We start from the raw sequence: 24148 nt of genomic DNA on the forward strand, positions 1-24148 counted from the left end.
GGTTGGCACGCCTTTACCCGCGCCAGCGCAGCAGCAGGTCGCGCATCGGGGTCAGTGCGGTGGCCATGCCGGCCAGCACGCCAATGGTGTTGGCCAGCGCATCCATCGGGTCGGCCATGCGGTTGCTGGTCAGCGCGCCCTGCGCGAACTCGATGCCGATGCCCATCAGTACCAGGCCTACGCCCACCCACAGCAGCGGGCGGCCGCGACGGAACAGCTGCACCGCGCTGCCGGCGAGGATGAAATAGGCGAGGAAGTGCTCGCCCTTGTCGCTGTTTTCCGGCAGCGGAATCGGCGGCGGCGGGATCAGGCAGACCACGATCACCAGCAGCACCGCCAGCGCCCACAGCACGGCCCACAGGCGCGGCCGCTGCAGCGGCTTGATCACCGGCAACGCGTGGCTCACAGGCGCCAGCTCAGGTCACCCAGCTCGAACGCCGGCTCGAAATCGACGTCGCGCTGCAGGCCGATGGCCTGGAAGCGCTCGCCCATCTCGGTCGGCAGGGTCAGCTTCTTCACCTGGTCACGCAGCTGGATGCGCCCCACTTCATCGGTGCGTTCCTCGGCCAGCAGCAGCACCTGGTCCAGGCCGTTGCCAAGCAGGAAACTGGCCTGGCTGCAGTAACCGGCCAGCTCGAAACCGGCGTGCATGCCGGCCTCGGCCATCGCGGTGAAATCCACCGACGCCGTGATGTCCTGCAGGCCCGGCCAACGATGCACGTCGTTGTGCACGTGGTGGCGGTAGAACGCACGCACGGTGCCATCATCGCGGTCGTGCTGGTAGAACTCGCCGCGGTTGTAACCGTAGTCGACGAACAGCATCGCGCCACGCTGCAGGCCACCGGCGACCGCCTGCAGCCAGTACGGCAGCTGCGGCAGCACTTCGGAGCGGTAGCCCTCGGCGAAGGGCTTTTCCAGGTAGCGCTCGATGTGGCGTACCGCGCCATTGAGCAGGATGTCGGCCGGCTGCGCGCCGCGGATGAAGTTGCCTTCGGCATCCAGCTCGACGGTTTCCTCGTAGACCTCGCCATCGCGGATCAGGAAGCGCGGGGTCGGCAGCGCGTCGATCACCTCGTTGGCAAACACCACGCCCTCCCAGTCCTCCTCGAACGGGCGGTCGACCCAGTCCATGCGCGCCGCCAGCTCGGCCGGCAGGTTCTGCTGCAGGCGCTGCTGCTGGCGCTCGCGCAGGTCGGCGCTGGGTTCGAGGATGGCGTAGCGCGACGGCAGCGCGTCCAACTCAGCCAGGCGCAGCAGCACCGCTTCGGCGAAGGCGCCGGTACCACCGCCCAGTTCCAGCATCCGCGCCTGCGCACCCAGCTGGGCGAACACCGGCGCCAGCGCATTGGCCACGCTGCCGGCGAACAGGCTGCCGAGCTCGGGCGCGGTGATGAAGTCACCGCTGCCACCGAACTTGCTGGCGCCGGCGCTGTAATAGCCCCAGCCGGGGGTGTACAGGCACAGTTCCATGAAGCGCGAGAACGGCATCGCCCCGCCCTGCGCAAGGATTTCGGCACGCAGGGCGGCGGCCAGCTGGTCGCTGTGGGCCAGGGCATCGGCTTCGGGCAGGGGGAAGGTGGGCTGCATGGCGTCTTCGAATGCGGTGACAATGGTGCACAGGATAGCCGAGCCTTGGAGGACCCTCGATGAGCGACACCCACCCCGTGGTCCTGATCACCGGCAGCGCGCGCCGGATCGGTGCAGCCATCGCCCGCCAGTTCCATGCCTGTGGCTGGTCGGTGGTGCTGCACGCCAACACCTCCAGCGCGGAGCTGCAGCAGGCCGCGTTCGATTTCGACAACGTGCGCCCGGGCAGCGTGCTGGCCCTGCAGGCCGACCTGCGCGACGCCGACGCCCTGGCCGACCTGGTGGAGCAGGCCGTCACCCACTTCGGGCGACTGGATGCACTGGTCAACAACGCCTCCAACTTCTTCCCTACCCCGCTGGGCCAGGTCACTGCCAAGGCGATGGACGAGCTGTATGCGGTCAATGCGCGCGCGCCGCTGCTGCTGTCACAGGCGGCGGCGCCCTACCTGCGCCGCCAGCAGGGCTGCATCGTCAACCTGACCGACCTGCACGGCACCGACCCGATGCGCGACCACATCGCCTACACCATGGCCAAGGCCGCGCTGGAGATGGCCACCCGCTCGCTGGCGCTGGAGCTGGCGCCGAAAGTGCGGGTCAATGCGGTAGCGCCGGGGGCGATCCTGTGGCCGGAACAGGGCAAGGACGATTTCGCCCGCGAGGCGCTGTTGGCACGCACGCCGCTGGCACGGATCGGCACGGTCGAGGAGATCGCCGAGGCGGTCTACTGGCTGGTGGCCGAAGCCAGCTTCGTCACCGGCCACACCCTGCGCGTGGATGGTGGGCGTACGGTCAGTTGAGGTAGTGCCGGCCGCTGGCCGGCAACCTCCGTCATCCGAGGTCCACCACCTCGAACGCCTCGCCAAACTGTCTGTGCGCACGCCACAGCGTTGCCAGGTCCTGCCCGCTGACCGGGTCGATGAAGCCCGGCGCGATGTCCGCCAGCGGCTTCAGCACGAAGGCATGCTTCAGTTCCGGGCGCGGAATGCGCAGGTGGCCGGGGCCTTCCACCACCAGGTCGCCGTAGAACACCACGTCGATGTCCAGGGTCCGGTCGGAGAAGCGCGGCCCGCTGCGATCGCGGCCATGCGCGTCTTCCAGCGCATGCAGCCAGTCGTCCAGTTCCTGCAGCGGCAGATCGGTCTCGATCGCCACCGCATTGTTGAGGAAGGCCGGGCCATCGAAGCCGACCGCGGCAGTACGGTAGGCGGGTGACACCTGCAGTGCGCCAAAGCGCTCGCGCAGGGCCGTCACCGCGGCGTGGAGGTAGCGGCGGGGCTGGACGTTGCTGCCCAGGCTCAGGAGCACGGTGGTCATGCGGTTCAGGTGACGGCACTTGAGGGGGCGTGGACATGCCGTCGTCACGGCGGCCTGCCTACAATCCGGGACGCACATGATAGGGCACCGACATGACCTATTGCGTTGGAATCGAGGTGGACGAAGGCCTTGTCTTCGCTGCCGACACCCGGACCAATGCCTCGCTGGACGATGTGCGCGTGCACCGCAAGCTGCACGTGTTCGAGTACCCCGGCCAGGCAGCCTACGTGCTGATGGCGGCTGGCAACCTGGCCACCACCCAGCTGCTGGTGTCACGCCTGGGGCGCGACGCCGGTGAACGGCGCACGCCCAACCTGCGCGACATGACCCATCTGTTCGAAGCTGCCGAGTACGTCGGCCAGCTGCTGGTGGACAGCCAGGTGCACAGCAGCCACAGCGAGCACGGCCATGACGGGGTCAACACCCAGGCGACGCTGATTTTCGGTGGCCAGATCGCTGGCGAGCGGCCCGGGCTGTACATGATCTACCCGCTCGGCAACGCCATCGCCGCTTCGCCGGAGACGCCCTATCTTCAGATCGGTGAGTCCAAGTACGGCAAGCCCATCCTGGACCGCATCCTCAGCCCGGCCACACACCTGGAGGATGCCGCGCGTACGGCGATCGTCTCGCTGGACTCCACCATCCGTTCCAACCTGTCGGTGGGCCTGCCGATCGATCTGGCGCTGCTGCGCGACGGCGAGCTGCGCATCGGCCAGCAGCTGCGGCTGGGCGCGGATTCGGCGTTGTATGCCGATATTCACCAGAACTGGTCGCGGCGGCTGGAACAGGCGGTGGACGCGCTGCCACGCTTCCCGTGGGAAACCCTGGACCGGTAGTGCCGGCCGCTGGCCGGCAACCGCAGTGATCCTACCGCACGGGAATGCCGGCCAGCGGCCGGCACTACCGCGGCATCAGCCCAGCGCTTCGGCCACCGCGCGGAAGACCTGCTGCATCGGCAGCGGCCAATACCAGCCACGCATCTCCAGAGAAACCGGGGACCGGTAGGTGTCTACCGCTGGCTACAACCGCAGTGATCCCACTGCACGGGAATGCCGACCAGCGGCCTACACTACCGCGGCATCAGCCCAGCGCTTCGGCCACCGCGCGGAAGACCTGCTGCATCGGCAGCGGCCAATACCAGCCACGCATCTCCAGGGAAACCGGGGACCGGTAGTGCCACCGCTGGCCTACAACCGCAGTGATCCCATCGCACGGCGATGCCTACCAGCGGCGTACACTACCGCGGCATCAGCCCAGCGCTTCAGCCACCGCGCGGAAGACCTGCTGCATCGGCAGCGGCCAAATCCAGCCACGCATCTCCAGGGAAACCGGGGACCGGTAGTGCCTACCGCTGGTACAACCGCAGTGATCCCACTGCACGGGAATGCTTACCAGCGGCCTGCACTACCGGGGCATCAGCCCAGCGCTTCAGCCACCGCGCGGAACACCTGCTGCATCGGCAGCGGCCAATACCAGCCACGCATCTCCAGGGAAACCGGGGACCGGTAGTGCCGGGCATCAGCCCAGCGCTTCGGCCACCGCGCGGAAGACCTGCTGCATCGGCAGCGGCCAATACCAGCCACGCATCTCCAGGGAAACCGGGGACCGGTAGTGCCGGGCATCAGCCCAGCGCTTCGGCCACCGCGCGGAAGACCTGCTGCATCGGCAGCGGCCAATACCAGCCACGCATCTCCAGGGAAACCGGGGACCGGTAGTGCCGGCCGCTGGCCGGCAACCGCAGTGATCCCATCGCACGGCGATGCCGGCCAGCGGCCGGCACTACCGCGGCATCAGCCCAGCGCTTCGGCCACCGCGCGGAACACCTGCTGCATCTGCAGCGGCTTACGCAGCACGTGCACTTCCACGCCAGCGGGGAATGCATCGGCCGATACATCCACCGTTGCGTCTTCCAGCACCAGCGCCGGACCGCGGTAGCCAAGCGTGGCCATCTCGCCCAGCAGCTGGCTGGCCGGCAGCAGCTTGGAACCGGCATCGGCAATCACCAGCGCCGGCATCGCCTCCTGCTGCATCCAGCGCAACGCCGCCGGGCCATCGGAGGCCAGCTGCAACTGGTAACCCTGGCTGGACAGCGCGTTGCCGAGCAGCGACAGGCGCGTGGCTTCGCCGTCAACCACCAGGATCGACTGGCCACTGCCCAGCGCCACCAGCTGCTCGATCGGCTCGCTGCCATCGATGGCCTCATGCATCGGCAGGCGCAGCTCGAAGCAGGTGCCCTGCCCCGGCTGGCTGTTGACGTGGATGCTGCCACCGGCGCCTTCAACGATGCGCTTGCAGGAAATCAGCCCCAGGCCGGTGCCATCGGCCTTGGTGGTGAAGAACGGATTGAACAGGTGTGACAGCGTGTCCGCATCCATGCCGATGCCTTCATCGGCCACGCAGATCTGCATCCAGTCCACGCCATCGCGCTGGCCGGCATGGCTGGCAGTCAGGCTCAGGCGGCCGCCGTTGGGCATCGCCTGGATCGCGTTGAGCGCCAGGTTCAGCATCACCTGCTGCAGTTCGGTGTAGTTGGCGTCGACCACCAGGCCTTCGTCCTGCACCTGCAACTCCAGGCGCACCGCATCGGGCACGTTGCTGCGCAACAGCAGCGCCACCGCATCGAACAGGCCATCGATCTCGATGCGCTCGCTCGGCTTGCGCGAGCCGCGCACGAACGACAGCATCGATTCGGCCATCTCGTGGCCACGGCGGCCGCACTCGGCGATGACATCGGCCAGGTGGTGCAGCTGCGGATCCTCGGTGCGCGCCTTCAGCAGGTCCGGCATGATCAGCAGCGGCTGCAGGATGTTGCGCAGGTCGTGGCTGAGGCCGGCGGCAAGCAGCGACAGGCTTTCCAGGCGCTGCGCGCGCATCAGTTCGGTTTCCACCCGCGCGCGCTCTATGGCGCTGCGTGCATCGCGGATCGCACGCGCCACCGCCGACGGCAGGCGCGCCGGAAGGTGCTTGATGATGTAATCGTTGGCGCCCTTCTGCAGCGCCGCCACCGCATTCTCCTCACCCATGGTGCCGGAGACGAAGATGAAGGGCACTTCCGGTGAGGTCTCGCGCACGATGCGCAGCGCGTCGTCACCGGAGAACCCTGGCATGCTCAGGTCGGACAGCACGATGTCCGGCTGGAACGCGACCAGTGCCTGGCGCAGCTCGGCCTCGCTTTCGACGCGCTCGAAACGGGCCTCCAGGCCCGCGTCGAGCATCTGTTCGGACATCAGCTCGGCATCTTCCGGTGAGTCCTCCACCAGCAGGATGCGCAGCGCCCCCAGGGCGGGACCGGTCAGGGGCATGGGCTCACTCGAGTTCCGGTGCCTGGTTGATCAACGCCCAGAACTTGCCCAGGGTCTGCACCGCGCCGAAGAACTGGTCCACGTCCACCGGCTTGACCACATAGGCGTTCACGCCCATGTCCCAGCTGCGGGCCAGGTCGCTTTCCTCGCGCGAGGACGACAGGATCACCACCGGCAGGCGCTTGAGCTCTTCGTGCTCGCGGATCTGCCGCAGCACTTCCAGGCCATCCATGCGCGGCATCTTGATGTCCAGCAGCAGCACCGCCGGCAGGCCTTCCTCGCGGTTGGCGAAGGCACCACGGCGCAACAGGTAGTCCATCACTTCCACGCCATCCTCGACGTGCACGATGGGGTTGGCCAGACGCGCCTCTTCCAGGGCGTCGATCGCCATTTCGGCATCAGCCGGGCTGTCTTCGGCGAGAAGAATGGTGCGCAGAGTGGTCATGCAGAAGGCCCTTGTTTGTCCGCATCGATCGCGGGAGGCAGGTAGAAGTGGAAGGTGGCGCCGACGTCCGGTTCGGCCTCGGCCCAGATACGGCCGCCATGACGGGTGAGCACGCGGCGCACGCTGGCCAGGCCAATGCCGGTACCCGGGTAGTCGCTGGCCTTGTGCAGGCGCTGGAAGACACCAAACAGCTTGCCGGCGTAGGCCATGTCAAAGCCTGCACCATTGTCGCTGACCGTGAACTGATGACCGCCGTCAGGCTGCGGCTGGTAGTCCACGCGGATCTTCGCTGGTTCGCGGTTGCCCGAGTACTTCACCGCGTTGCCGAGCAGGTTCAGCCAGACCTGGCGGATCATGTTCTCATCGCCCACCACGATCGGCAGCGGCGCGATGCTCCACTCCACGTGGTGCGCATGGCCGCTGTTCTCGGCTTCGGCCTGCAGGTTGGAATCGAGCATTGCGCGCGTATCGGCCACCAGCGACTGCATGTCCACCGCCTGCTGGCGCATTGCCGCACGGCCCAGCCGCGAGTAGACCAGCAGGTCGTCGATCAGTGCCGCCATGCGCCGCGCCGAACTGGAGATCACCTCCAGGTAATGGCGGCTCTTGTCATCGGCGGCGTCGCCCAGATGGCGCGACAGCTTGTCGGAGAAACCGGCCACGTGGCGCAGTGGTGCACGCAGGTCGTGCGACACCGAGTAGCTGAAGGCTTCCAGTTCCCTGTTGACCTCGGACACCTGCGCAACCTTGCCTTCCAGCTGGCGGTTCAGTTCCTCCACCCGCAGCTGCACGGCACGCTGCACGGTGACGTCGCTGACCGTGAGCAACACCACTTCGTCGTCGGTGTCCGGCAGCGGCATGCGCCGCGCGTTGAGCAGCATGTAGCGCACCATGCCATCGGCGGCGCGCTGTTCATGCTCGAAGTCCCACAGTTCGCGGCCGCGCAACAGCACATCGGACAGTCGCTGGCGCATCACGGGGTCTTTCCATGCACCGTCGCCGACAGTGTCCAGCAACAGGCCATCGGCGCGTTCATCCTGCAGCCCGTACAGCTCGGCGAAGGCAGGGTTGTGCAGCTGCACACGCAGGTCGCGGTCGAGCAGCACGATCGGCTCACGCACGGTCTGCAGCACCGAGGCTGCACGCGCGGCCGAACGCAGCGACTGTCGTTCGGCATGCAGGCGGCGACCGATCTGCCGCTGCAGCAGCCACAGCACCAGGCCAAGCAGCGCCAGCTGGATCACCAGCGAACTCCACGACACCAGCTCGGTCTGCTTGCGCTGGCGTGCGGCCTGCTCGGCGCGCTGTGTCAGCAGCTTCTGCTCGCTCGCCTGCAGTTCCTCCACCAGGCCACGGATCGGATAGCGCGTGCTCAGGTCCTGCACCAGCTCGCGCTGATCACTGTTGGGTTCGGACTTTGCCAGTTCGCGGGCAAGCGCCATGCGCCCTTCCAGCATCGACTCGATACGGCCGATGCGGATCAGCTGCTCAGGATTGTCGCGGGTCATCCGGCCCAGTTCAGCCAGGCGACCGGGAAGGTCATTGGCTTTGGCCATGCGCTCGCGCAGGCCAGGCGCATCCACACCCTTGGACAGGGTCAGCGCAGCCGATTCGACATCGCGTACATCGGCCTGCAGCTGCTGCAGGGCCACACCCACGGCCTGGGTATGATTGACCCAGGCCATCGCATCTTCGCTGTCCTGCTGCAGTTGGCGCAGGGTCAACCACGGCACCACGATGATCGCGGCAGCAGCCAGCGCCAAGGCTGGCAACCGCCAACGGTCCCAGATGTCATCACTGAAAACCAGCGCCATAGTTCCTCGTCAGCACAGCCGCGGAGCGTAGGCCGATACCGGCCCGGCTGCGGCGGAACGGGCAATATAGCGCAGGCGGTCACAACTCTGGAGTTTCCAGCCTGGTTGGCTGAACGGGTTCGGAATCCGGTGCTGTAGAGCCGAGCCCACGCTCGGCTGCAACCCAAAGGGCAGTCGAGCAAGCTCGACTCTACCCAGGCAGCGGGCGCCCCATGCGGGGCGCCCTCCGGGGTCAGCGCTTGGCAGCAGCGCTGACCTTCAATGCAGCGGCATCGACGCGGGTCACGCCCTTGATGCCCTTGGCGGTGGTGACCGCCTTGTCCTTCTCGGCCTGGGTGGCCACGGCACCACTCAGGCTGACCACGCCGTTCACGGTTTCCACCTTGATTTCAGTGCCCGGAACGTTGCTGCTGGCCAGCAGATCGGCCTTCACCTTGGTGGTGATCCAGGTATCGGTCACCGGCTCGTTGGAGTCATGGCGATCAGCATGGGTTGCCGGATGGGTGCTGGTCGGCGGGCTCTTCGCGGCCGGGTCCTTGGCGAATGCAGCCGAGGAGGACAGCGCCAGGCCCAGGGTCAGGGCGGAAGCAATCAGCGTGCGGGTGGTATTGCTCATCGTGTCGTACTCCTTCGGGATGTGCTGCCAGTCTGGACAAGCCGCCGTAGAGCAGGCGTGGCGTTGCGGTCATGCCGCTGTGAATCGAGGCGATTCCAACGGCAACGGTTCAGTTTTGGCCTGTACGCAGGTGTCGTTTACCCTGCCCTTCCCCATTGCCGGAGCCGTCTCATGCGCCCCGACCTGCAACTGGCCCTGATCGGCTACGGCCTCGCCGGCCGCGTCTTCCATGCGCCGCTGATCCAGCACACGCCCGGGCTGGTGCTGCACAGCATCGTCAGTTCGCAGCGCGACACGTTGCTGCGCGCGTTCAGCGACGTGCACGTGCGCGCCACGCCGCAGGAGGTGTTCGACGACCCGGCGGTGGACGCGGTGGTGATCGCCACTCCGAACGCACAACACGCACCGCTGGCGATCGCGGCGTTGGCCGCGGGCAAGCATGTGCTGGTCGACAAGCCGTTCGCGCTGGATGTCGCTGAAGCCGAAGCGGTGCTGGCTGCGGCACGTGATGCCGGACGCATCGCGACCGTGTTCCAGAACCGGCGCTTCGATGCCGACTTCCTCACCCTGCAGGCGCTGCTGGCCGAAGGCGCGCTCGGTGACGTGGCCGAGTGCCATGCGCACTTCGACCGCTACCGGCCGCAGGTGCGCGACCGCTGGCGCGAGCAGGACGGACCGGGCAGCGGCCTGTGGTACGACCTCGGACCGCACCTGCTGGACCAGATGCTGGTGCTGTTCGGCTGGCCCGAGGCCATCGATGCCGATCTGGCCGTGCAACGCGAAGGTGGCAGCGGCATCGATTACTTCCACGCGGTACTGCACTACCCGAGGCATCGCGCGATCGTGCATGCCGGTTCGCTGGTGGCGGCCCCCACGCCGCACTTCAGTGTGCATGGCAGTCGTGGCAGCTGGATCAAGCATGGGCTGGACGTGCAGGAGGCACAGCTGCGGCGCGGTGTTGCGCCAGGAGCGCCAGGCTGGGGCATCGACCCACGGCACGGCGAGCTGGTGCGCTGTGATGCTGAGGACAATGTGCAGCGCAGTACCGTGGACAACCTGCCGGGCGACTACCGGCGGCTGTATTCGCAGTTCGCGGCGGCGATGCACGGCGATGGCGAGCCGACGGTCAGTGCGGTGCAGGCACTGCAGCTGATGCGGTTGCTGCAGGCCGGCATGGACAGCGCGCGCGAAGGGCGGCGAATCGCGTTGGGGTGATCGGCAGGGCTGCGCCCTGCACCTGCCGAATCAACGGCAACGTCAACGTCAACGTCAAAAGCGGGCATTCCGTGGATGGCGGGGTGGGTCCGACGGTAGGTGTCGACCTTGGTCGACACATCGACGTGGAAACCATCGGAGACGGCTTTTGTAGAGTCGAGCCATGCTCGACTGGCTTCATGGGGTCGGAGCCCTTCGGCAACGCCGAAGGGCTCCGACCCCACCGCGGTGCTTACGATTTCTTGATGGCGTGGCCGCCGAATTCATTGCGCATCGCCGACAGCAGGCGATCGGTGAACGAATTCGATTCGCGCGAGCGCAGGCGTTCCAGCAGCGACAGGGTGATCACCGGTGCCGGCACATCGAGCGCGATCGCTTCGGCCACGGTCCAGCGGCCTTCGCCGGAATCCTCCACGTACGGGGCGATGCCATCCAGCGAGGGATTGCGCTTGAGGGCTTCAGTGCTCAGGTCCAGCAGCCACGAACGCACCACGCTGCCGTGGCGCCAGACTTCGGCGACCTGGGCCAGGTCCAGTTCCATTTCCTGCTTGCGCTCCATCAGCGCGAAGCCTTCGGCGTAGGCCTGCATCATTCCGTACTCGATGCCGTTGTGGACCATCTTGGTGAAGTGGCCAGCGCCGGACGGGCCGACACGACCCCAGCCACGATCTTCGGCCGGTGCCAGCGTGCGCAGCAGCGGTGCGATCTGCTCCACCACCGACGCTTCGCCACCGACCATCAGGCTGTAGCCCTCCTGCAGGCCCCACACGCCACCACTGGTGCCGCAGTCGACGTAGCCCAGATCGTCTTCGGCCAGTGCCTTGGCGCGACGGATCGAGTCCTGGTAGTTGGAGTTGCCGCCATCGATGACGATGTCACCCTCGGCCAGGTGCGGGGTCAGCTGGCCCAGGGTCTGGTCGACGGTTTCGCCGGCCGGCACCATCAGCCACACCACGCGCGGCACCGGCAGCGCGGCAACCGCGGCGGCCAGCGAATCAACCACTTCCAGGCCGGCCTCGGCAGCGCGCTGGCGGGCACCCTCGCCCGGGTCGTAGCCGACCACGCGGTGGCCGCCGCGATGCAGGCGCTGGGCCATGTTGGCGCCCATGCGGCCAAGGCCGATCATTGCAATGTCCATTGTTTCACCTTCAGTTGGGGTCTAGGGTCAGGCTGCCTGGCCTGCCGGTAGCCGCGCACTGGCGCAGCTGCGCCTCGCGCCAACGCCGGTAGAGCGTGGTATGCAGATTGTGCACCGCCAGGTCGATCGAAAACGGCGTCCGCGGGTTGCGATCGAGCAGGCGGGCGATGTGGTAGCCGATGGGACGTATACCGCGTGGATGCACATAGATCACGAACTGCTGGTAGAACGGATCGTCCAGCAGCTGGTCCATGCGTGCCAGCGTGTCGTGGTAGCGCGGTTCCAGCCGTGCACGAAGGTTGGGATCGCGCTCGAACAGCAGGCGCTCGAAGTAGCGCTGGCCGATGCGCGGGATACCCTGCGCGAGTTTCCAGAGTTCGACATTGCGCTGGTCGTACCAGGCCAGCCCACCGTGCATCGCCAGTGCCTGCGCAGCATCTGCGCCCACGTCGGCTACCACGAAGTTCTCGGCCTGGTTGCTCAGGTCGTCCAGCGTGCCTTTGTCGTACACATGTTCGATGAAACCGGGCACGCCAACGAAGGCCTGCCGCCCCATCGCCGAGGTGCGCACCGCCTTGCCATCGGCGAAGAAATCGCCGGCATGTGCGCCGAGCAGGATGCTGTCGGTCTCGTGCAGGGCGAGGAAGGTGCCGATCGACAGTTCATCCGCTGCGAACTCAGTATCGAACGCGGCATCACCATAAAGCTCTCGTTGCGTAGCCAGCTGCGCGACCTGGCGGCCGACCCCGCATTCGGCACGCACGGCACCGCTGTAGAACGCCTCCAGTGCATGACTGTTACCCGCGCTCGGCACGAAGCCACGACCGAAACTGCGTGTGCGCTGCCAGCCTTGCGCGCGTGGGCCCTGCAGGCCGAAGCCGATCCAGCCCAGCTGCGGGCCGGAGAAGCGGAAGGTGGGGTTGTCCTGCAGTGCCGAAGCCGCACGTTGCGTGGCCGCGCCCAGTTCGAAGGCATAGGCGCAGACCGTGGCTGGATCGTCCAGCAACTGTTGCAGCAACGCCTGGCGTGCTGCAGCGGACATTCCGGCCGGCCACCCCACGCGCAGATCGCCTGCCGCCTGTGCTTCAGCCAGCGAGGCACGTGTACACACCGGGCCGCCGTGCACCTGTGGTGCACCGGCCGTGACCTCGTCAAAGCGCCATCCCAGCCGCTGCAGCAGGCCCTGCGTGCAGTCCGGCGTTGCGGACGCAATGCCCAGCGCGGGCATCAGCAGGAGTGCCACGCCCATCAACGTGCCGCGCACGATCACCCTTGATCCGTGCTGCGGGCCGGTGCGGGCTCGGACGATGCAGGCTCGGGCGGCGCGAGCGCAGGCGGTGCGGGTTTGCCAGCATCCGCCGGCAGGTACTGTTGCAGGCGCTGGAAGAAGCGCTGATAGAACCCGGCATCGGTGACGGTGCTGCTGGCCACTTTCACCAGCGAATCGTCATTGCTGCCGAACGGCAGCGACACCGAGCCCAATGCACCCACGCCCACGCTGGCCGACGTCGGGCTCTTCTTCAACGCATAGCGGTCCTGCACCGCGCTGACGAACACCAGCGTCTGGCTGCCACGCGGCGCGCAGGAGATGCGCAGCACCAGCTGCTCGTGGTCGTCCTCGCGTGGCTGGAAGTTCTTGTTGCCTTCCACCTGCGCTTCGTCGGAGCGGGCGATGGCGTAGCCTTGGCTGAGCAGGGTGCGCCGCGCGGCCTCGCAGGCGTCACCGGGGCGGCCATCGACGGTACGCGAGAAGGTGTCGCCGGAATCAAAGGATTCGCGCAGCAACGTACTGTCGGCGGCGCGGCCACCACAGGCCGACAGGATCAGGGCGCTGGCGAGCGCCACGGCAGCACTGGAAAGACGGGAGGCCCGCATGGGTACTCCTGCGAGGACGGTACCGCCAAGGGTAGCCCTGCGGCCGTGTGCGGCAGGTTGAAACCGGCGTGACCGAGCCACCCCGTTGCTGCCGGTTCATGCACAGAAAAGGGGACGGAGGGGATTAAGTCGTTTGTGGCACTTCGCTCGCCGGGCATGGCCCGGCACTACCGTGAACGAGGTCCCCAGACAGAAAGGGGCCGGCAATGCCGGCCCCTCGGGTATCACATGCCGTCGCCGGCTCAGTCCGCCCAGCGACCAGCGCCGGTCGACTGCGGCAGCACCTGCGCCGACAGCGGGCGATCATTGGCCAGCAGGTTCACCGCATCGGCCAGGATCGAGGCCGACTCGCGCAGCAGCGGGTCCGGACGCTTCTCGGCAGCCTTCTCGCGGGCGGCATCCTTGACGATGTCGCGCTCGTTGCCAGTCAGGCCGTCGTCGTTGCTGTCATCGGCCAGCGGGTCCAGGGCCAGGCCCAGCTCCTTGCGCATCGCCTGGCGCTCCTTGCGCTGGGTGTCCTGGCGCTCACGCTCGGCGCGGCGGGTGGCCTCGTTGAGCGAGATGTACTTCTTCGCGGCCTCGGTGCGGAACTGCTGCACGTCCTCGTTCCACCACTGGAATTCCTTGTCGGCGGCGATGCGCGCGTCATGGCGGGTTTCCAGCTTCGGCAGCAGCGGCGCGAAGTTGCCGTACTGGGTGTGCGGCACGGCAGCGATGCGGGTCCACGGCAGCGCGTTGTCGTAGGTGCTCTCGCCGAACTCGGTGGCATCGACGCTGGCCGGGAAGGCCAGGTCCGGCACCACACCCTTGTGCTGGGTGCTGCTGCCGCTGATGCGGAAGAACTGGGCGATGGTCAGCTTCACCTGGCCGAAGCGCTGGGTCTCGCCACTCGGCCAACGGTCCAGGTCGACGATGTTCTGCACGGTGCCCTTGCCGAAGCTGGTCTCACCGATCACCAGGCCACGGCCGTAATCCTGGATGGCACCGGCAAAGATTTCCGAAGCCGAGGCCGAACCGCGGTTGATCAGCACTGCCAGCGGGCCATCCCATGCCACGCCCTGGTTGCGGTCGCTGTTGACGGTGACGCGGCCACCGGACTCGCGCACCTGCACCACCGGGCCCTGCTCGATGAACAGACCGGTCAGTTCAATGGCTTCATCCAGCGAACCACCACCGTTGTTGCGCAGGTCCAGCACCACGCCGTCCAGCTTGTCGTTCTTGAAGCCGGCCAGCAGCTTGGCCACGTCGCGGGTGGCCGAGGCGTAGTCGGCCGCGTTGCGGCGACGGCCTTCGAAGTCCTGGTAGAAGGTCGGCAGCTTGATCACGCCGACCTTGCGCGCCGGCTCGCCATTGGCGGCCGGAATGGTCATGGTCTCGCCCTTGGCGGCCTGTTCGGCCAGGCGCACCTTCTGGCGGGTCAGCACCAGAGTGTGGTGCTTGCCGTCGGCGCCCTCAGCAGCCGGGATGAACTCCAGCTTGACCTGGGTATCCTTGGCGCCGCGGATCTTGGCCACGACGTCGTCGATGCGCCAGCCGATCACGTCCTCGACCAGGCCGGACTTGCCCTGGCCGACGCCGACGATACGGTCACCCGGCTTCAGCGTGCCATCCACTGCGGCCGGGCCACCGGCGATGATCTCGCGGATCACCACTACGTCGTCCTGGCGCTGCAGCTGCGCACCAATGCCTTCCAGCGACAGCGACATCGCCTGGTTGAAGTTCTCGGCGGTGCGCGGCGTGAAGTAATCCGTGTGCGGGTCAACGGCGCTGGTGTACGAGTTCATGAAGAACTGGAAGACGTCTTCGCCCTTCAGTTCATTGACCGACTTCTCCAGCGTCGCGTAGCGCTTGTCCAGCGTCTTGCGGATGTCGTCCGGCTTCTTGCCGGCCAGCTTCAGGCGCAGCCAGTCGTTCTTGACCGACTTGCGCCACAGCTCATCCAGTTCAGCGCTGCTGGCCGCCCACGGCACCTTCTTGCGGTCGTATTCGAAACGCTCGTCGGTGGTGAAGTCCGGCTCCTGCTTGAGCAGCTTGCGCGCGTAGGCCACACGTTCGCCGACGCGCTGCTTGTAGACCGCGAACACCTGGAACGCCGGCTCCAGCTCGCCGCCACGGATGGCCGAGGAAATGTTGGCTTCGAACGGCGCGAAGCGCGCCACGTCGGCCTGGGTGAAGTACTGCTTGCCGCCGTCCAGCGTCTCCAGGTAGCGCTTGAACACGTCCTTGGAGGTGGCCTCGTCCAGCGCACGCGGGCGGTACGCGTAGCGGCTGTCGGACAGCAGGCCGTACACCAGCTTGGAGGTGGTCACCTGATCGGCGGTTGCCGCAGCGGGCAATGCCGGCGAATCGGCCTTGGCCGCCAGCGCCAGCGGCGCGACCAGCGCCAGGGCCATCAGGAATGCGGGGGCTTTGAATTTCATTGACGTGCTCGAAGGCGCCTTGCCAAGGGGGAGACTGCGGGGTGTTAAGACACCACGACAGTGCCGAAAGTTGCCGGGTTTGTCACCCGGCCGCGCTCGGTGGAAAACCAGCCTAGCCGGGCCGGTGTAGCAAATTGTGAATGCAGGCGAAGGCGTGGGACCAACGGTCCGCACCCACGATGGTGGTGGCACCCATTGGCAGCGCCGGGCCGTGCTTGGCGAAGGCGTGCGGACCAACGGTCCGCACCCACCTCAGGAGACGCCGGCGCCCTTGGCCTGCACGTCGGCGTGGTACGACGAGCGCACCATCGGGCCGGAGGCCACGTGGCTGAAGCCCAGCTCGTAGCCGTAGTCTTCCAGCGCCTTGTAGTCCTCGGGCGTCCAGTACTTCAGCACCGGGTGGTGATGCGCGGTCGGCTGCAGGTACTGGCCGATGGTGATCATGTCCACGTCGTGCGCGCGCAGGTCGCGCATGGTGGCCTTGATCTGTTCGAACTCTTCGCCCAGGCCCAGCATGATGCCGCTCTTGGTCGGCACGTCCGGGTGCTGCGCCTTGAAGTTCTTCAGCAGGTTCAGCGACCACTGGTAGTCCGCACCCGGGCGCACGTTGCGGTACAGGTCCGGCACGGTTTCGATGTTGTGGTTGAACACGTCCGGCGGGTTCTGCGCCAGGATCTCCAGCGCGCGCTCCATGCGGCCCTTGCCACGGAAATCCGGGGTCAGCACTTCGATGCGGGTGCCCGGCGACTTCGCGCGGATGGCACTGATGCAGTCGACGAAGTGCTGGGCACCGCCGTCGCGCAGGTCATCGCGGTCGACGCTGGTCACCACCACGTACTTCAGCCCCATGTCGGCCACGGTCTGGCCGAGGCTGGCCGGTTCGTTGGCATCCGGCGGCTTCGGGCGGCCGTGGGCGACGTCGCAGAACGAGCAGCGGCGGGTGCAGACCTCGCCGAGGATCATGAACGTTGCCGTGCCGTGGCCGAAGCACTCGTGGATGTTCGGGCAGCTGGCTTCCTCGCACACCGTCACCAGGCGGTTCTCGCGCAGCTTGGCCTTCAGGTTCTGCACCGCATTGCCCGAGGGAATGCGCACGCGGATCCAGGACGGCTTGCGCAGCACCGGCGCATCGGCGAACTGCACCGGCGAGCGGTTGATCTTGTCACCGCCCAGCTGCTTGACCCCGGCCTGCAACGGCGCGGCGGACGGAGAGTCGCCCTGCACGATCTGCAGGGGAATGGAACGGGCGGTGGTTTCAGTCATGGCAGTTCCGGGGGGCGGTCAGGCGGCCGCAGAAAGATCAGGCAGTTCGGGCGTGGGCTGCAGCAGCAGGCCGAACTGGCGGGCCAGGTGGTCCAGCAGCACCGGCTTGACGGCCTCCATCCCGGAGGGCCCGCCCAAGTCTACTACCGAGGTCACCTGCAACCCCTGATAGCCACAGGGGTTGATGCGGTGGAAAGGTTCCAGGTCCATGGCCACGTTGAAGGCCAGGCCATGGAAGGTACAGCCGCGGCGCACGCGGATGCCGAGCGCGGCGATCTTGGCGCCACCGACGTAGACGCCCGGGGCGCCCTCACGGCGTTCGGCGCCGATGTTCCACTCGGCCAGGGTATCGATGATGGCCTGCTCGATGCGGCACACGTAGTCGCGCACACCGATGCCCAGCCGTGGCAGGCGCAGCAGCGGATAGACCACCAGCTGGCCGGGGCCGTGATAGGTCACCTGGCCGCCGCGGTCCACGTGCAGCACCGGGATCTCGCCCGGCGCCAGCACATGCTCGTCCTTGCCGGCCTGGCCCAGGGTGAATACCGGGTCGTGCTCGACCACCCACAGCTCATCGGCGTCGGCCTCGCTGCGCTGGTCGGTGAAGCGCTGCATGGCGCGCCACACCGGTTCATAGGCCTGGCGGCCGAGGTCGCGGACCAGCGCCGGGCGCGGCGCGCGGTCTTCCGGGGCGGCTTCGGCCGGGCAGCTGTCGGCTACAGCGTCCACTTCACTTCCGGGTGGTCGCGCAGTGCCTGGTGCGCCAGGTCGTACTGTTCGCGGCTCTCGGCCTTGAACACGATGCGCACGGACACGTACTTGCCGTTGGAGGAATGCTTCCAGCTGATGCGTTCATTCACCACATCGATGCCGGCAGCCAGCAGCAGGCGGGGAAGCTCATGTTCCAGGCCGCGGTTGGCCGGGCCCATGGCACTGAGCTCGAACTGGCCGGGGAACTGGAAGCCGTGGTCGGGGTTGTCGGACTTGATTTCCATGCCCCCATTATCGGGCCGCAGGCCAACAAACCCAAGAGTATTCATCAACGTCAAACAGTGCACCGGTGAGTCGCTGCGTTGCAGCTGAACGGCCGTTCAGCATTGGCCGTTGCCCCTTGGGGCGCCGCAGGACAGTGCAGGATTGTCTTCACGAGACAATGTCGTTTTCGGAACAGACAAGTGATTCGAACGCGCTCGTTCCATCACGCCCGCACGAGTACCGTGTCGCGGCATATAACGACAGACAGAAAAAACCTCCACATGAGCCCCCCTTCCCAACGCCGCCTTGCAGCCCTCGGGCTGTCCGGCCTGCTGGCTGCTGCCCTCCCCCTCGCCGCCCAGGCGGCCGAACAATGTGGCCCGGACGCGATGCGCGACCACCCTCCGCAGGTCAATTTCCGCGTTGACAACGACCTGTTCGGCGGCCGCCACCAGGACCAGGGCTATACCAATGGTGCACTGTTGACCCTGGTCTCGCCCAATCTGGTCGATTACACCGACGACCCCTGCCTGCCACGCATGGCCCGCTGGGTGAACCAGTACCTGGAAGGGCTGCATCCGGGCAAGTTCGAACAGCAGAACATGATCTTCAGCATCGGCCAGGGCATCTTCACCCCGACCGATTTCAGCCGCAGGGACCTGATCGAGGACGACCGCCCTTACGCCGGCGTACTGATCGCAAACTTCGGTTTCAATGCGCGCAGCGGCGACCGCCTGCAGACCACCCAGCTGACGCTGGGCGTGGTTGGCCCGTGGGCACAGGGCAAGCAGGTGCAAAATGCGGTGCACGAAGTACTGGGCGACGAGAAATTCAAGGGCTGGGACAACCAGCTGCACAACGAGCCCCTGTTCATGCTGACCCATGAGCGCATGCGCCGCTGGCCGGGCGATGCCAGCGTCAATGCCGACGGCTGGGGTTGGGACGCGATCAGCCACTACGGCGGATCAATCGGCAACCTGGAAACCAAGGCCAATCTCGGCGGTGAAGTGCGCTTCGGCTGGAAGCTGCCGGACGACTTCGGCAGCACGCCGTTGCGCCCGGCCGGTGAGAACACTGCGCCGACCCGCGGCGGCCGTCCCAATGGCTGGTCCTGGCACCTGTTCGCGACCTCGGACGCCGCCTGGGTGATCCGTGACATCACGCTGGATGGCAACACGTTCCGCAACAGCCACAGTGTGGACAAGCGCCATGTGGTGGCCTACGGCGGCTATGGCGTGGCGGTGATGTACGGACGCTGGAAGTTCGCCGCGGCGCGTTACCACAGCACGCGCGAGTTCAACGGCCAGCGCGAAGCGCCGGTGTTCGGCAGCTTCACCATCAGCCGCTCGCTGTAGGTAGGTGCCGACCGTTGGTCGGCACACCGGGGCCGGCATATCCGGATGGGTTCATGAGGAGCCGGCCAGCGGCCGGCACTACCCACATCCGGCAGGATTCATGCGCAAGCGGCATCCCGAAACAGAAAAGGCCGGCATTTGCCGGCCTTTTCCTTCACCACGCCGGGGCGTGGATCATTCCGATTCCCACCACATCCAGAAGCTGTCCCACAGGCGCTTGAAGAAGCCGGCCTGTTCGACGGCAGCCACCGCCACCAGCGGCGCTTCGGCCACCAGCTTGCCATCCAGCATCACCTTCACGGTGCCGATCTGCTGGCCGGCGGTGAACGGTGCTTCCAGGGTTTTGGGCACGTCGATGCTCGGCTTCAGGTCGTTGTAACGGCCACGCGGCACGCTCACCAGCATCGGCTGGGCCACGCCCAGCTGCACCTTGTCGGTGGTGCCCTTCCAGACCTTGTGCTCGGCCACGGCCTTGCCCGGCTCGTACAGGCGGTGGGTCTCGAAGAAGCGGAAACCCCAGTTCAGCAGGGCCAGGCTGTCATCGGCACGCTGCTTTTCCGACTGGCCGCCCAGCACCACGGCGATCAGGCGCTGGTCGCCGCGCTGGGCCGAGCTCATCAGGCAGTAACCGGCTTCCGAGGTGTGGCCGGTCTTGATGCCGTCCACGCTGCCATCGCGCCACAACAGCAGGTTGCGGTTCGGCTGCTTGATGTTGCCGACCTGGAATTCCTTGATCTTGTTGTACGCGTAGGTTTCCGGGTAATCGCGCACCATCGCACGGCCCAGCAGCGCCAGGTCGTAGGCGGTGCTGTGGTGGCCCTGCGCAGTCAGGCCATGGGCGTTGACGAAGTGCGAATTCTTCATGCCGATCTTGGCGGCATAGCTGTTCATCAGCGACGCAAAAGCTTCTTCGCTGCCTGCCACGTGCTCGGCCAGGGCGATCGCGGCGTCGTTGCCGGACTGGATCGCCATGCCCTTTTCCATGTCTTCCAGGCGCGCGGTCTGGTTGACCGGGAAGCCGCTGTAGCTGCCATCGGTACCCGCGCCACCTTCGCGCCAGGCGCGTTCGCTCATCATCACCTGGTCATCCGCACGGACCTTGCCGTTCTTGACCTCGGCGGCGATCACGTAGGACGTCATCACCTTGGTGATGCTGGCCGGAGCCAGCTGTTCGTTGATGTTTTCACCAGCCAGCACCTGGCCGGTGGCGTAATCCATCAGCACCCAGGCCTTGGACACACTCGGCGCCGGCGCCGGCGGAGTGGCGACGGTGGCCGGGGCGGCAGCGGCGGCGGCAGGCGCCGGCGTGGCCGGAGTCGGCAGCGGCGTCTGGGCGGAAGCCAGGCCCACCACCAGGGTGGCGGCCAGGGCGGTGGCGGCGGAACGGAAATTCATTGGACAGCAGGCTCCAGGGGACGGCCGGGAATGGAGGGTGGAACGTAGCGGCCATTGTAAGGCCGGGGCAGCGTGGGCCGGCAGCACCGGCCCGGGTGGATCAATCCTTGACGATCTGCGGCGAACCCAGCCCCAGACCGGCGATGCGGCCGACAAGTTCCGCGGCACTGGCATGGTCGCTGGCGGGGACGCGCAGGCGGAACAGGGTGCGGCCACCGGCGGCGATATCGCTGATGGTCGCACCGACGATGCCGGCGGCGTTGAGCTGGCCCATCGCGCGGTTGGCGTTGTCACGGTTGGAGAAGCTGGCAACCTGCACCATGACTGCGCCCACCACCTGCTGCGACAGGCTGGGGGTAGCGGCGGCGGTGCGGACCGGTGCCTGCGCAGCGGCGCGCGGCGTGGTACTGGCAACGACCGCCGGAGCTGGCGCGTATGCGGTGCTGCGCACCGGCGGAGCACTCGGCGGCAGGCTGCTGACCGCCACATCCGGCACGGTGCTGGCCACGCCCTGGGTGGTGGCCGGCTGGCCACGCGCCGGCATGCCATCGGCCGGCAGCCCCTTGACCAGGCGATCGATGTCGCTGTCGACGGCGGCACGCGCGGGCGGTGCCGGGCGCGCACTGGCTACAGCGCTGGCGGCGGCAGCTTCCGCAGCACGACGCTCGCGGCGCGACGGCTTCTGCGCCAGCAGGTTGCCCTCACCCGGCTGCAGCGCGCGCACTTCCACGTTGCCGGTGCCGCGCTGGGTGATGCCCAGGCGCACAGCGGCGGCATAGCTGAGATCAACCACGCGGCCATCATGGAACGGACCGCGATCGTTGACGCGCACGATCACCGACTCACCGTTGTCGAGGTTGGTCACGCGGGCGAAGCTGGGCAGCGGCAGCGTCTTGTGCGCAGCGGTGAACTGGTACATGTCGTAGACCTCGCGATTGGAGGTCAGGCGGCCATGGAACTTGGCACCGTAGTACGACGCAGTGCCACGCTCGACATAGTTGCGGGTGTCGTCGAGCACTTTGTACGACTTGCCCAGCACCACGTACGGCGTCTTGTTGCCGATCGCCGAGCGTTCTTCCGCGGTCACTTCCGGCTCGGGGATGCAGGCCACGTTGGGAATGTAGTCCGGCGTGCTGTCACGCACGCCCGGCTTGTACAGGCCACCGGCGGTGTAGTTGCCGCGGGTGCTCAGGTCTTCCTTGGCCGCCGCGTAGGGCGATCCTTCCGGGCAGTGTGCCGGGCGCGGGCCGCGCCCCTGCACCAGGGTGCCGCCGGACTTGCCACCATGGCCGGCCGTGGCCGGCTTCTTCGGCGCGCTGCTGCAGGCAGCCAGCGCGAGGACGATCAAGCCTGGGACCAGCCATCTGATGTTCATGCCGGGGGCAGCTCCTGTCCGGCGATGGCCTGGGACAACTGGAACACGGCCATCGCGTACATCTTCGAGAGGTTGTAGCGGGTGATCGCGTAGTAGTTCTGGAAGCCCAGCCAGTACTGCTTGCCGGTGCTGCCTTCAAGCGTGATCGGCGTGGCGGTGGCGCCCGGCTGCACCGCTGCGCTGGGCTGGTAGCCACGCTTGGTCAGGTCGGCCAGCGACCAGGTCGGCATCCATTCGGTCGGATTGAATTCCTCGCGGCCCGGCGCCAACGTGGCCGGCACGGCCACCTGCCCGCCACGCACCCAGCCACCCTTCTTCACGAAGTAGTTGGCGATGGACGAGAACACGTCGTCGTAGCTGGTGAACAGGTCGCGACGGCCGTCGCCATTACCGTCCACCGCGTAATCGAGGTAGCTGGACGGCATGAACTGGCCCATGCCCATCGCGCCGGCATAGCTGCCCTTGAGCGTGGTGATGTCCAGGTTCTCTTCGCGGCCCAGCTCGAACAGCTTGGCCAGCTCATCGCGGAAGAACAGCTCGCGGCGCACTTCGCGTTCCAGCTTGGCCGGGTCGCCGCTGCGCGGGTAATAGAAGGCCAGCGTGTACAGCGCATCCAGCACGCGGTGGCTGCCGGCATTCTTCCCGTAGCTGGTTTCCACGCCGATGATCGCCACGATCACTTCGGCCGGCACACCGGTGCGCTGCTGGACGCGATCCAGTTCGGCGCGATGCTGGGCCAGGAACGCGCGGCCGCCATCGATGCGCGCCTTGCTGATGAACATCGGCCGGTACTCGTTCCACGGCTTGACCCGTTCGGCCGGGCGCGACATCGCGGCGATGATCGGCTGGCGCACCTGCGCCTGGTCGAGCACGCTGCTGATCTGCTCCGGCTTCAGGCCATAGCGCTTGGCGGTATCGGCAATGAAGCGGGCCCGTGCGACCTCGAACGGCACCGGGGTGAGATCGACCGGCGGCGCGGTGGCGGCAGCGGCTTCGGGCGCGGCCTCGGCCGGGCCATGGGCCTTGGCGGCGGGCTGGCGCGGCGTACTGCTGGCCTGGGGCGAAGACGGTGGGGACTTCGGCTGGGTCGCGCAGGCGACCAGGCCGAGGGTGAGCATGCAGGCCAGAGTGCGTCGAATCATCGTCGCAGGTTAGCAGGTCATGGATGAATTAAAACCCCTAACACCATGAATCACAACGATTTGCCTGCGAGCAGCGGGAAATGTGAAGACGTCGTGATCACACTTCCCCATTCAGATAGAGGTTGCCGGTTGCGTCCCCATCCCCGCAGACGCAACCGGCGACCGGATCCGGTCGGTACCCGCGCGGCTGCCGCTCCCCAGTGGCAGTGCTCCGCGCTCCCTGTACCCGTTGGATCAGTACTGCTTCCCGCCCGACGCCCCCTCGCGCTGCAACGATTGACGGCGCGCCGTGCCGAACGGGCCGCCATTGTGCAGGCCGATTACGACAAGTCCATTGATCAGGATCAACGCGCTGTAAAAGTGTGAACCAGCTAACGCTTTTTCCGGACTTTGGTCAGTGGGCGTGCTGCCGTGCATCGTTGTGAGAACGCTTCCACAACGGGCGTTGCGCAGAGTCAGGAAGTTTCCAGCCAACGGCGCAGCCCCTCGTGGGTGGGGTGTGTTGCGGAAAGCAGAAGCCGCCGCTGGGCCGGTCAGGTTGGGTACGCGGGGGACGCCGTGAATCCGTCCCTGGAGGCTTGGCAGCCGCATCCATGCGGCTGGCACCCCCGCATACCCAACCCGACCGCCCTCTGACAGATTTCGGTGGTCTGCCACCCACGGAGAAGAAAGAGAAGATCACAAGCGGGTCGCGCGCTGCGCTTGCTCGAGAGCCGAGCATGGCTATGCCGGTCGTCCTGACCGGCACCCTTCGGGCCGTCGCCGTGGGCGACGTTGGCAGCGGCTCCTGCCGCTGCCTTCGGCTCTACACAAAGCAAGGAAGCGACCCGCCAGGCCGCTTTTGCTTTTGATCTTCTTTTTCTTCTCCGTGGGTGGACGCGCACGGAACCTGTCCGTGGCCGGGTAGATGGGCTGCG

Annotated in this window: 21 protein-coding genes; 4 read left to right on the forward strand and 17 right to left on the reverse strand. The window is 66.9% G+C overall.

Going from position 1 to position 24148, the window contains the following annotated elements; all coding sequences use genetic code 11:
* Positions 1–13 precede the first annotated feature (13 nt).
* Positions 14–406 carry a VanZ family protein gene (locus ACZK45_RS18520; RefSeq protein ID WP_125895637.1) on the reverse strand — a complete coding sequence of 131 codons (393 nt, stop codon included), beginning with the start codon at positions 404–406 and terminating at the stop codon, positions 14–16.
* Positions 403–1587, reverse strand: coding sequence for a class I SAM-dependent methyltransferase (locus ACZK45_RS18525; RefSeq protein ID WP_478445057.1), 1185 nt, complete (start codon positions 1585–1587; stop codon positions 403–405). Before ACZK45_RS18525 ends, ACZK45_RS18520 begins: the two co-directional genes overlap by 4 nt.
* A 59-nt stretch (positions 1588–1646) precedes the next feature.
* On the opposite strand from ACZK45_RS18525, the gene ACZK45_RS18530 reads away from it, so the two are divergent.
* Positions 1647–2384, forward strand: a complete 738-nt coding sequence (locus ACZK45_RS18530) for a pteridine reductase (RefSeq protein ID WP_293794463.1) — start codon at positions 1647–1649, stop codon at positions 2382–2384.
* Positions 2385–2415: 31 nt separating this feature from the next.
* On the opposite strand, the gene folK is transcribed toward ACZK45_RS18530, so the two are convergent.
* Complete coding sequence (folK, locus tag ACZK45_RS18535) at positions 2416–2901, reverse strand: 2-amino-4-hydroxy-6-hydroxymethyldihydropteridine diphosphokinase (RefSeq protein ID WP_164138662.1); 486 nt, start codon at positions 2899–2901, stop codon at positions 2416–2418.
* A 92-nt stretch (positions 2902–2993) separates the two neighbouring features.
* On the opposite strand from folK, the gene ACZK45_RS18540 reads away from it, so the two are divergent.
* Positions 2994–3737: a proteasome-type protease gene (locus tag ACZK45_RS18540; RefSeq protein ID WP_149908680.1), complete on the forward strand. Its 744-nt coding sequence runs from the start codon at positions 2994–2996 to the stop codon at positions 3735–3737.
* Between the two features lie 954 nt (positions 3738–4691).
* Here ACZK45_RS18540 and ACZK45_RS18545 read toward each other — a convergent pair.
* The 4 genes from ACZK45_RS18545 to ACZK45_RS18560 all read right to left on the reverse strand — a co-directional run bounded on the left by ACZK45_RS18545 (position 4692) and on the right by ACZK45_RS18560 (position 9078).
* Complete coding sequence (locus ACZK45_RS18545) at positions 4692–6203, reverse strand: two-component system sensor histidine kinase NtrB (RefSeq protein WP_478445058.1); 1512 nt, start codon at positions 6201–6203, stop codon at positions 4692–4694.
* Positions 6204–6207: 4 nt separating this feature from the next.
* Positions 6208–6648, reverse strand: coding sequence for a response regulator (locus ACZK45_RS18550; RefSeq protein ID WP_005411057.1), 441 nt, complete (start codon positions 6646–6648; stop codon positions 6208–6210).
* The gene (locus ACZK45_RS18555) at positions 6645–8462 is read right to left on the reverse strand and encodes a sensor histidine kinase (protein WP_032130516.1); all 1818 of its coding nucleotides are present in this window, start codon (positions 8460–8462) and stop codon (positions 6645–6647) included. The genes ACZK45_RS18550 and ACZK45_RS18555 overlap by 4 nt, the downstream gene beginning before the upstream one ends.
* A gap of 232 nt (positions 8463–8694) precedes the next feature.
* On the reverse strand, positions 8695–9078 hold the full coding sequence (locus tag ACZK45_RS18560; protein WP_006470382.1) for a BON domain-containing protein: 384 nt from the start codon (positions 9076–9078) through the stop codon (positions 8695–8697).
* Positions 9079–9249: 171 nt separating this feature from the next.
* Between ACZK45_RS18560 and ACZK45_RS18565 the strand changes: the two genes are divergently transcribed.
* A complete protein-coding gene (locus tag ACZK45_RS18565; RefSeq protein WP_293794433.1) occupies positions 9250–10293 on the forward strand; it encodes an oxidoreductase in 1044 nt (347 codons plus the stop codon).
* 232 nt (positions 10294–10525) lie between these two features.
* Here ACZK45_RS18565 and gnd read toward each other — a convergent pair whose 3' ends face one another.
* The 7 genes from gnd to ACZK45_RS18600 form a co-directional block, all read right to left on the reverse strand.
* On the reverse strand, positions 10526–11431 hold the full coding sequence (gene gnd / locus ACZK45_RS18570) for a phosphogluconate dehydrogenase (NAD(+)-dependent, decarboxylating) (protein WP_014648435.1): 906 nt from the start codon (positions 11429–11431) through the stop codon (positions 10526–10528).
* Between the two features lie 10 nt (positions 11432–11441).
* Complete coding sequence (locus tag ACZK45_RS18575) at positions 11442–12680, reverse strand: hypothetical protein (RefSeq protein ID WP_478445899.1); 1239 nt, start codon at positions 12678–12680, stop codon at positions 11442–11444.
* 17 nt (positions 12681–12697) lie between these two features.
* On the reverse strand, positions 12698–13306 hold the full coding sequence (locus ACZK45_RS18580; RefSeq protein WP_032130308.1) for a DUF2242 domain-containing protein: 609 nt from the start codon (positions 13304–13306) through the stop codon (positions 12698–12700).
* Positions 13307–13548: 242 nt separating this feature from the next.
* Entirely contained in the window at positions 13549–15726 is a 2178-nt protein-coding gene (locus ACZK45_RS18585; protein ID WP_032130309.1) for a carboxy terminal-processing peptidase, read from the reverse strand.
* A gap of 252 nt (positions 15727–15978) precedes the next feature.
* Entirely contained in the window at positions 15979–16989 is a 1011-nt protein-coding gene (gene lipA / locus ACZK45_RS18590; protein WP_049421379.1) for a lipoyl synthase, read from the reverse strand.
* A gap of 18 nt (positions 16990–17007) precedes the next feature.
* A complete protein-coding gene (gene lipB / locus ACZK45_RS18595) occupies positions 17008–17718 on the reverse strand; it encodes a lipoyl(octanoyl) transferase LipB (RefSeq protein ID WP_032130311.1) in 711 nt (236 codons plus the stop codon).
* Positions 17706–17984 carry a YbeD family protein gene (locus ACZK45_RS18600; RefSeq protein WP_005411067.1) on the reverse strand — a complete coding sequence of 93 codons (279 nt, stop codon included), beginning with the start codon at positions 17982–17984 and terminating at the stop codon, positions 17706–17708. The genes lipB and ACZK45_RS18600 overlap by 13 nt, the downstream gene beginning before the upstream one ends.
* Positions 17985–18245: 261 nt before the next feature.
* Here ACZK45_RS18600 and ACZK45_RS18605 point away from each other — a divergent pair, with 261 nt between their 5' ends.
* Positions 18246–19319, forward strand: a complete 1074-nt coding sequence (locus ACZK45_RS18605) for a lipid A deacylase LpxR family protein (RefSeq protein ID WP_032130312.1) — start codon at positions 18246–18248, stop codon at positions 19317–19319.
* A gap of 174 nt (positions 19320–19493) precedes the next feature.
* Here ACZK45_RS18605 and ACZK45_RS18610 read toward each other — a convergent pair whose 3' ends face one another.
* The 3 genes from ACZK45_RS18610 to mltB all read right to left on the reverse strand — a co-directional run bounded on the left by ACZK45_RS18610 (position 19494) and on the right by mltB (position 23231).
* Positions 19494–20714 carry a D-alanyl-D-alanine carboxypeptidase family protein gene (locus ACZK45_RS18610; protein ID WP_032130313.1) on the reverse strand — a complete coding sequence of 407 codons (1221 nt, stop codon included), beginning with the start codon at positions 20712–20714 and terminating at the stop codon, positions 19494–19496.
* A gap of 100 nt (positions 20715–20814) precedes the next feature.
* Positions 20815–22089 carry a septal ring lytic transglycosylase RlpA family protein gene (locus tag ACZK45_RS18615; RefSeq protein WP_478445059.1) on the reverse strand — a complete coding sequence of 425 codons (1275 nt, stop codon included), beginning with the start codon at positions 22087–22089 and terminating at the stop codon, positions 20815–20817.
* Entirely contained in the window at positions 22086–23231 is a 1146-nt protein-coding gene (gene mltB / locus ACZK45_RS18620; protein ID WP_478445060.1) for a lytic murein transglycosylase B, read from the reverse strand. Before mltB ends, ACZK45_RS18615 begins: the two co-directional genes overlap by 4 nt.
* Positions 23232–24148 lie beyond the last annotated feature (917 nt).

The sequence above is a fragment of the Stenotrophomonas sp. 63632_Sma genome (assembly GCF_056482875.1).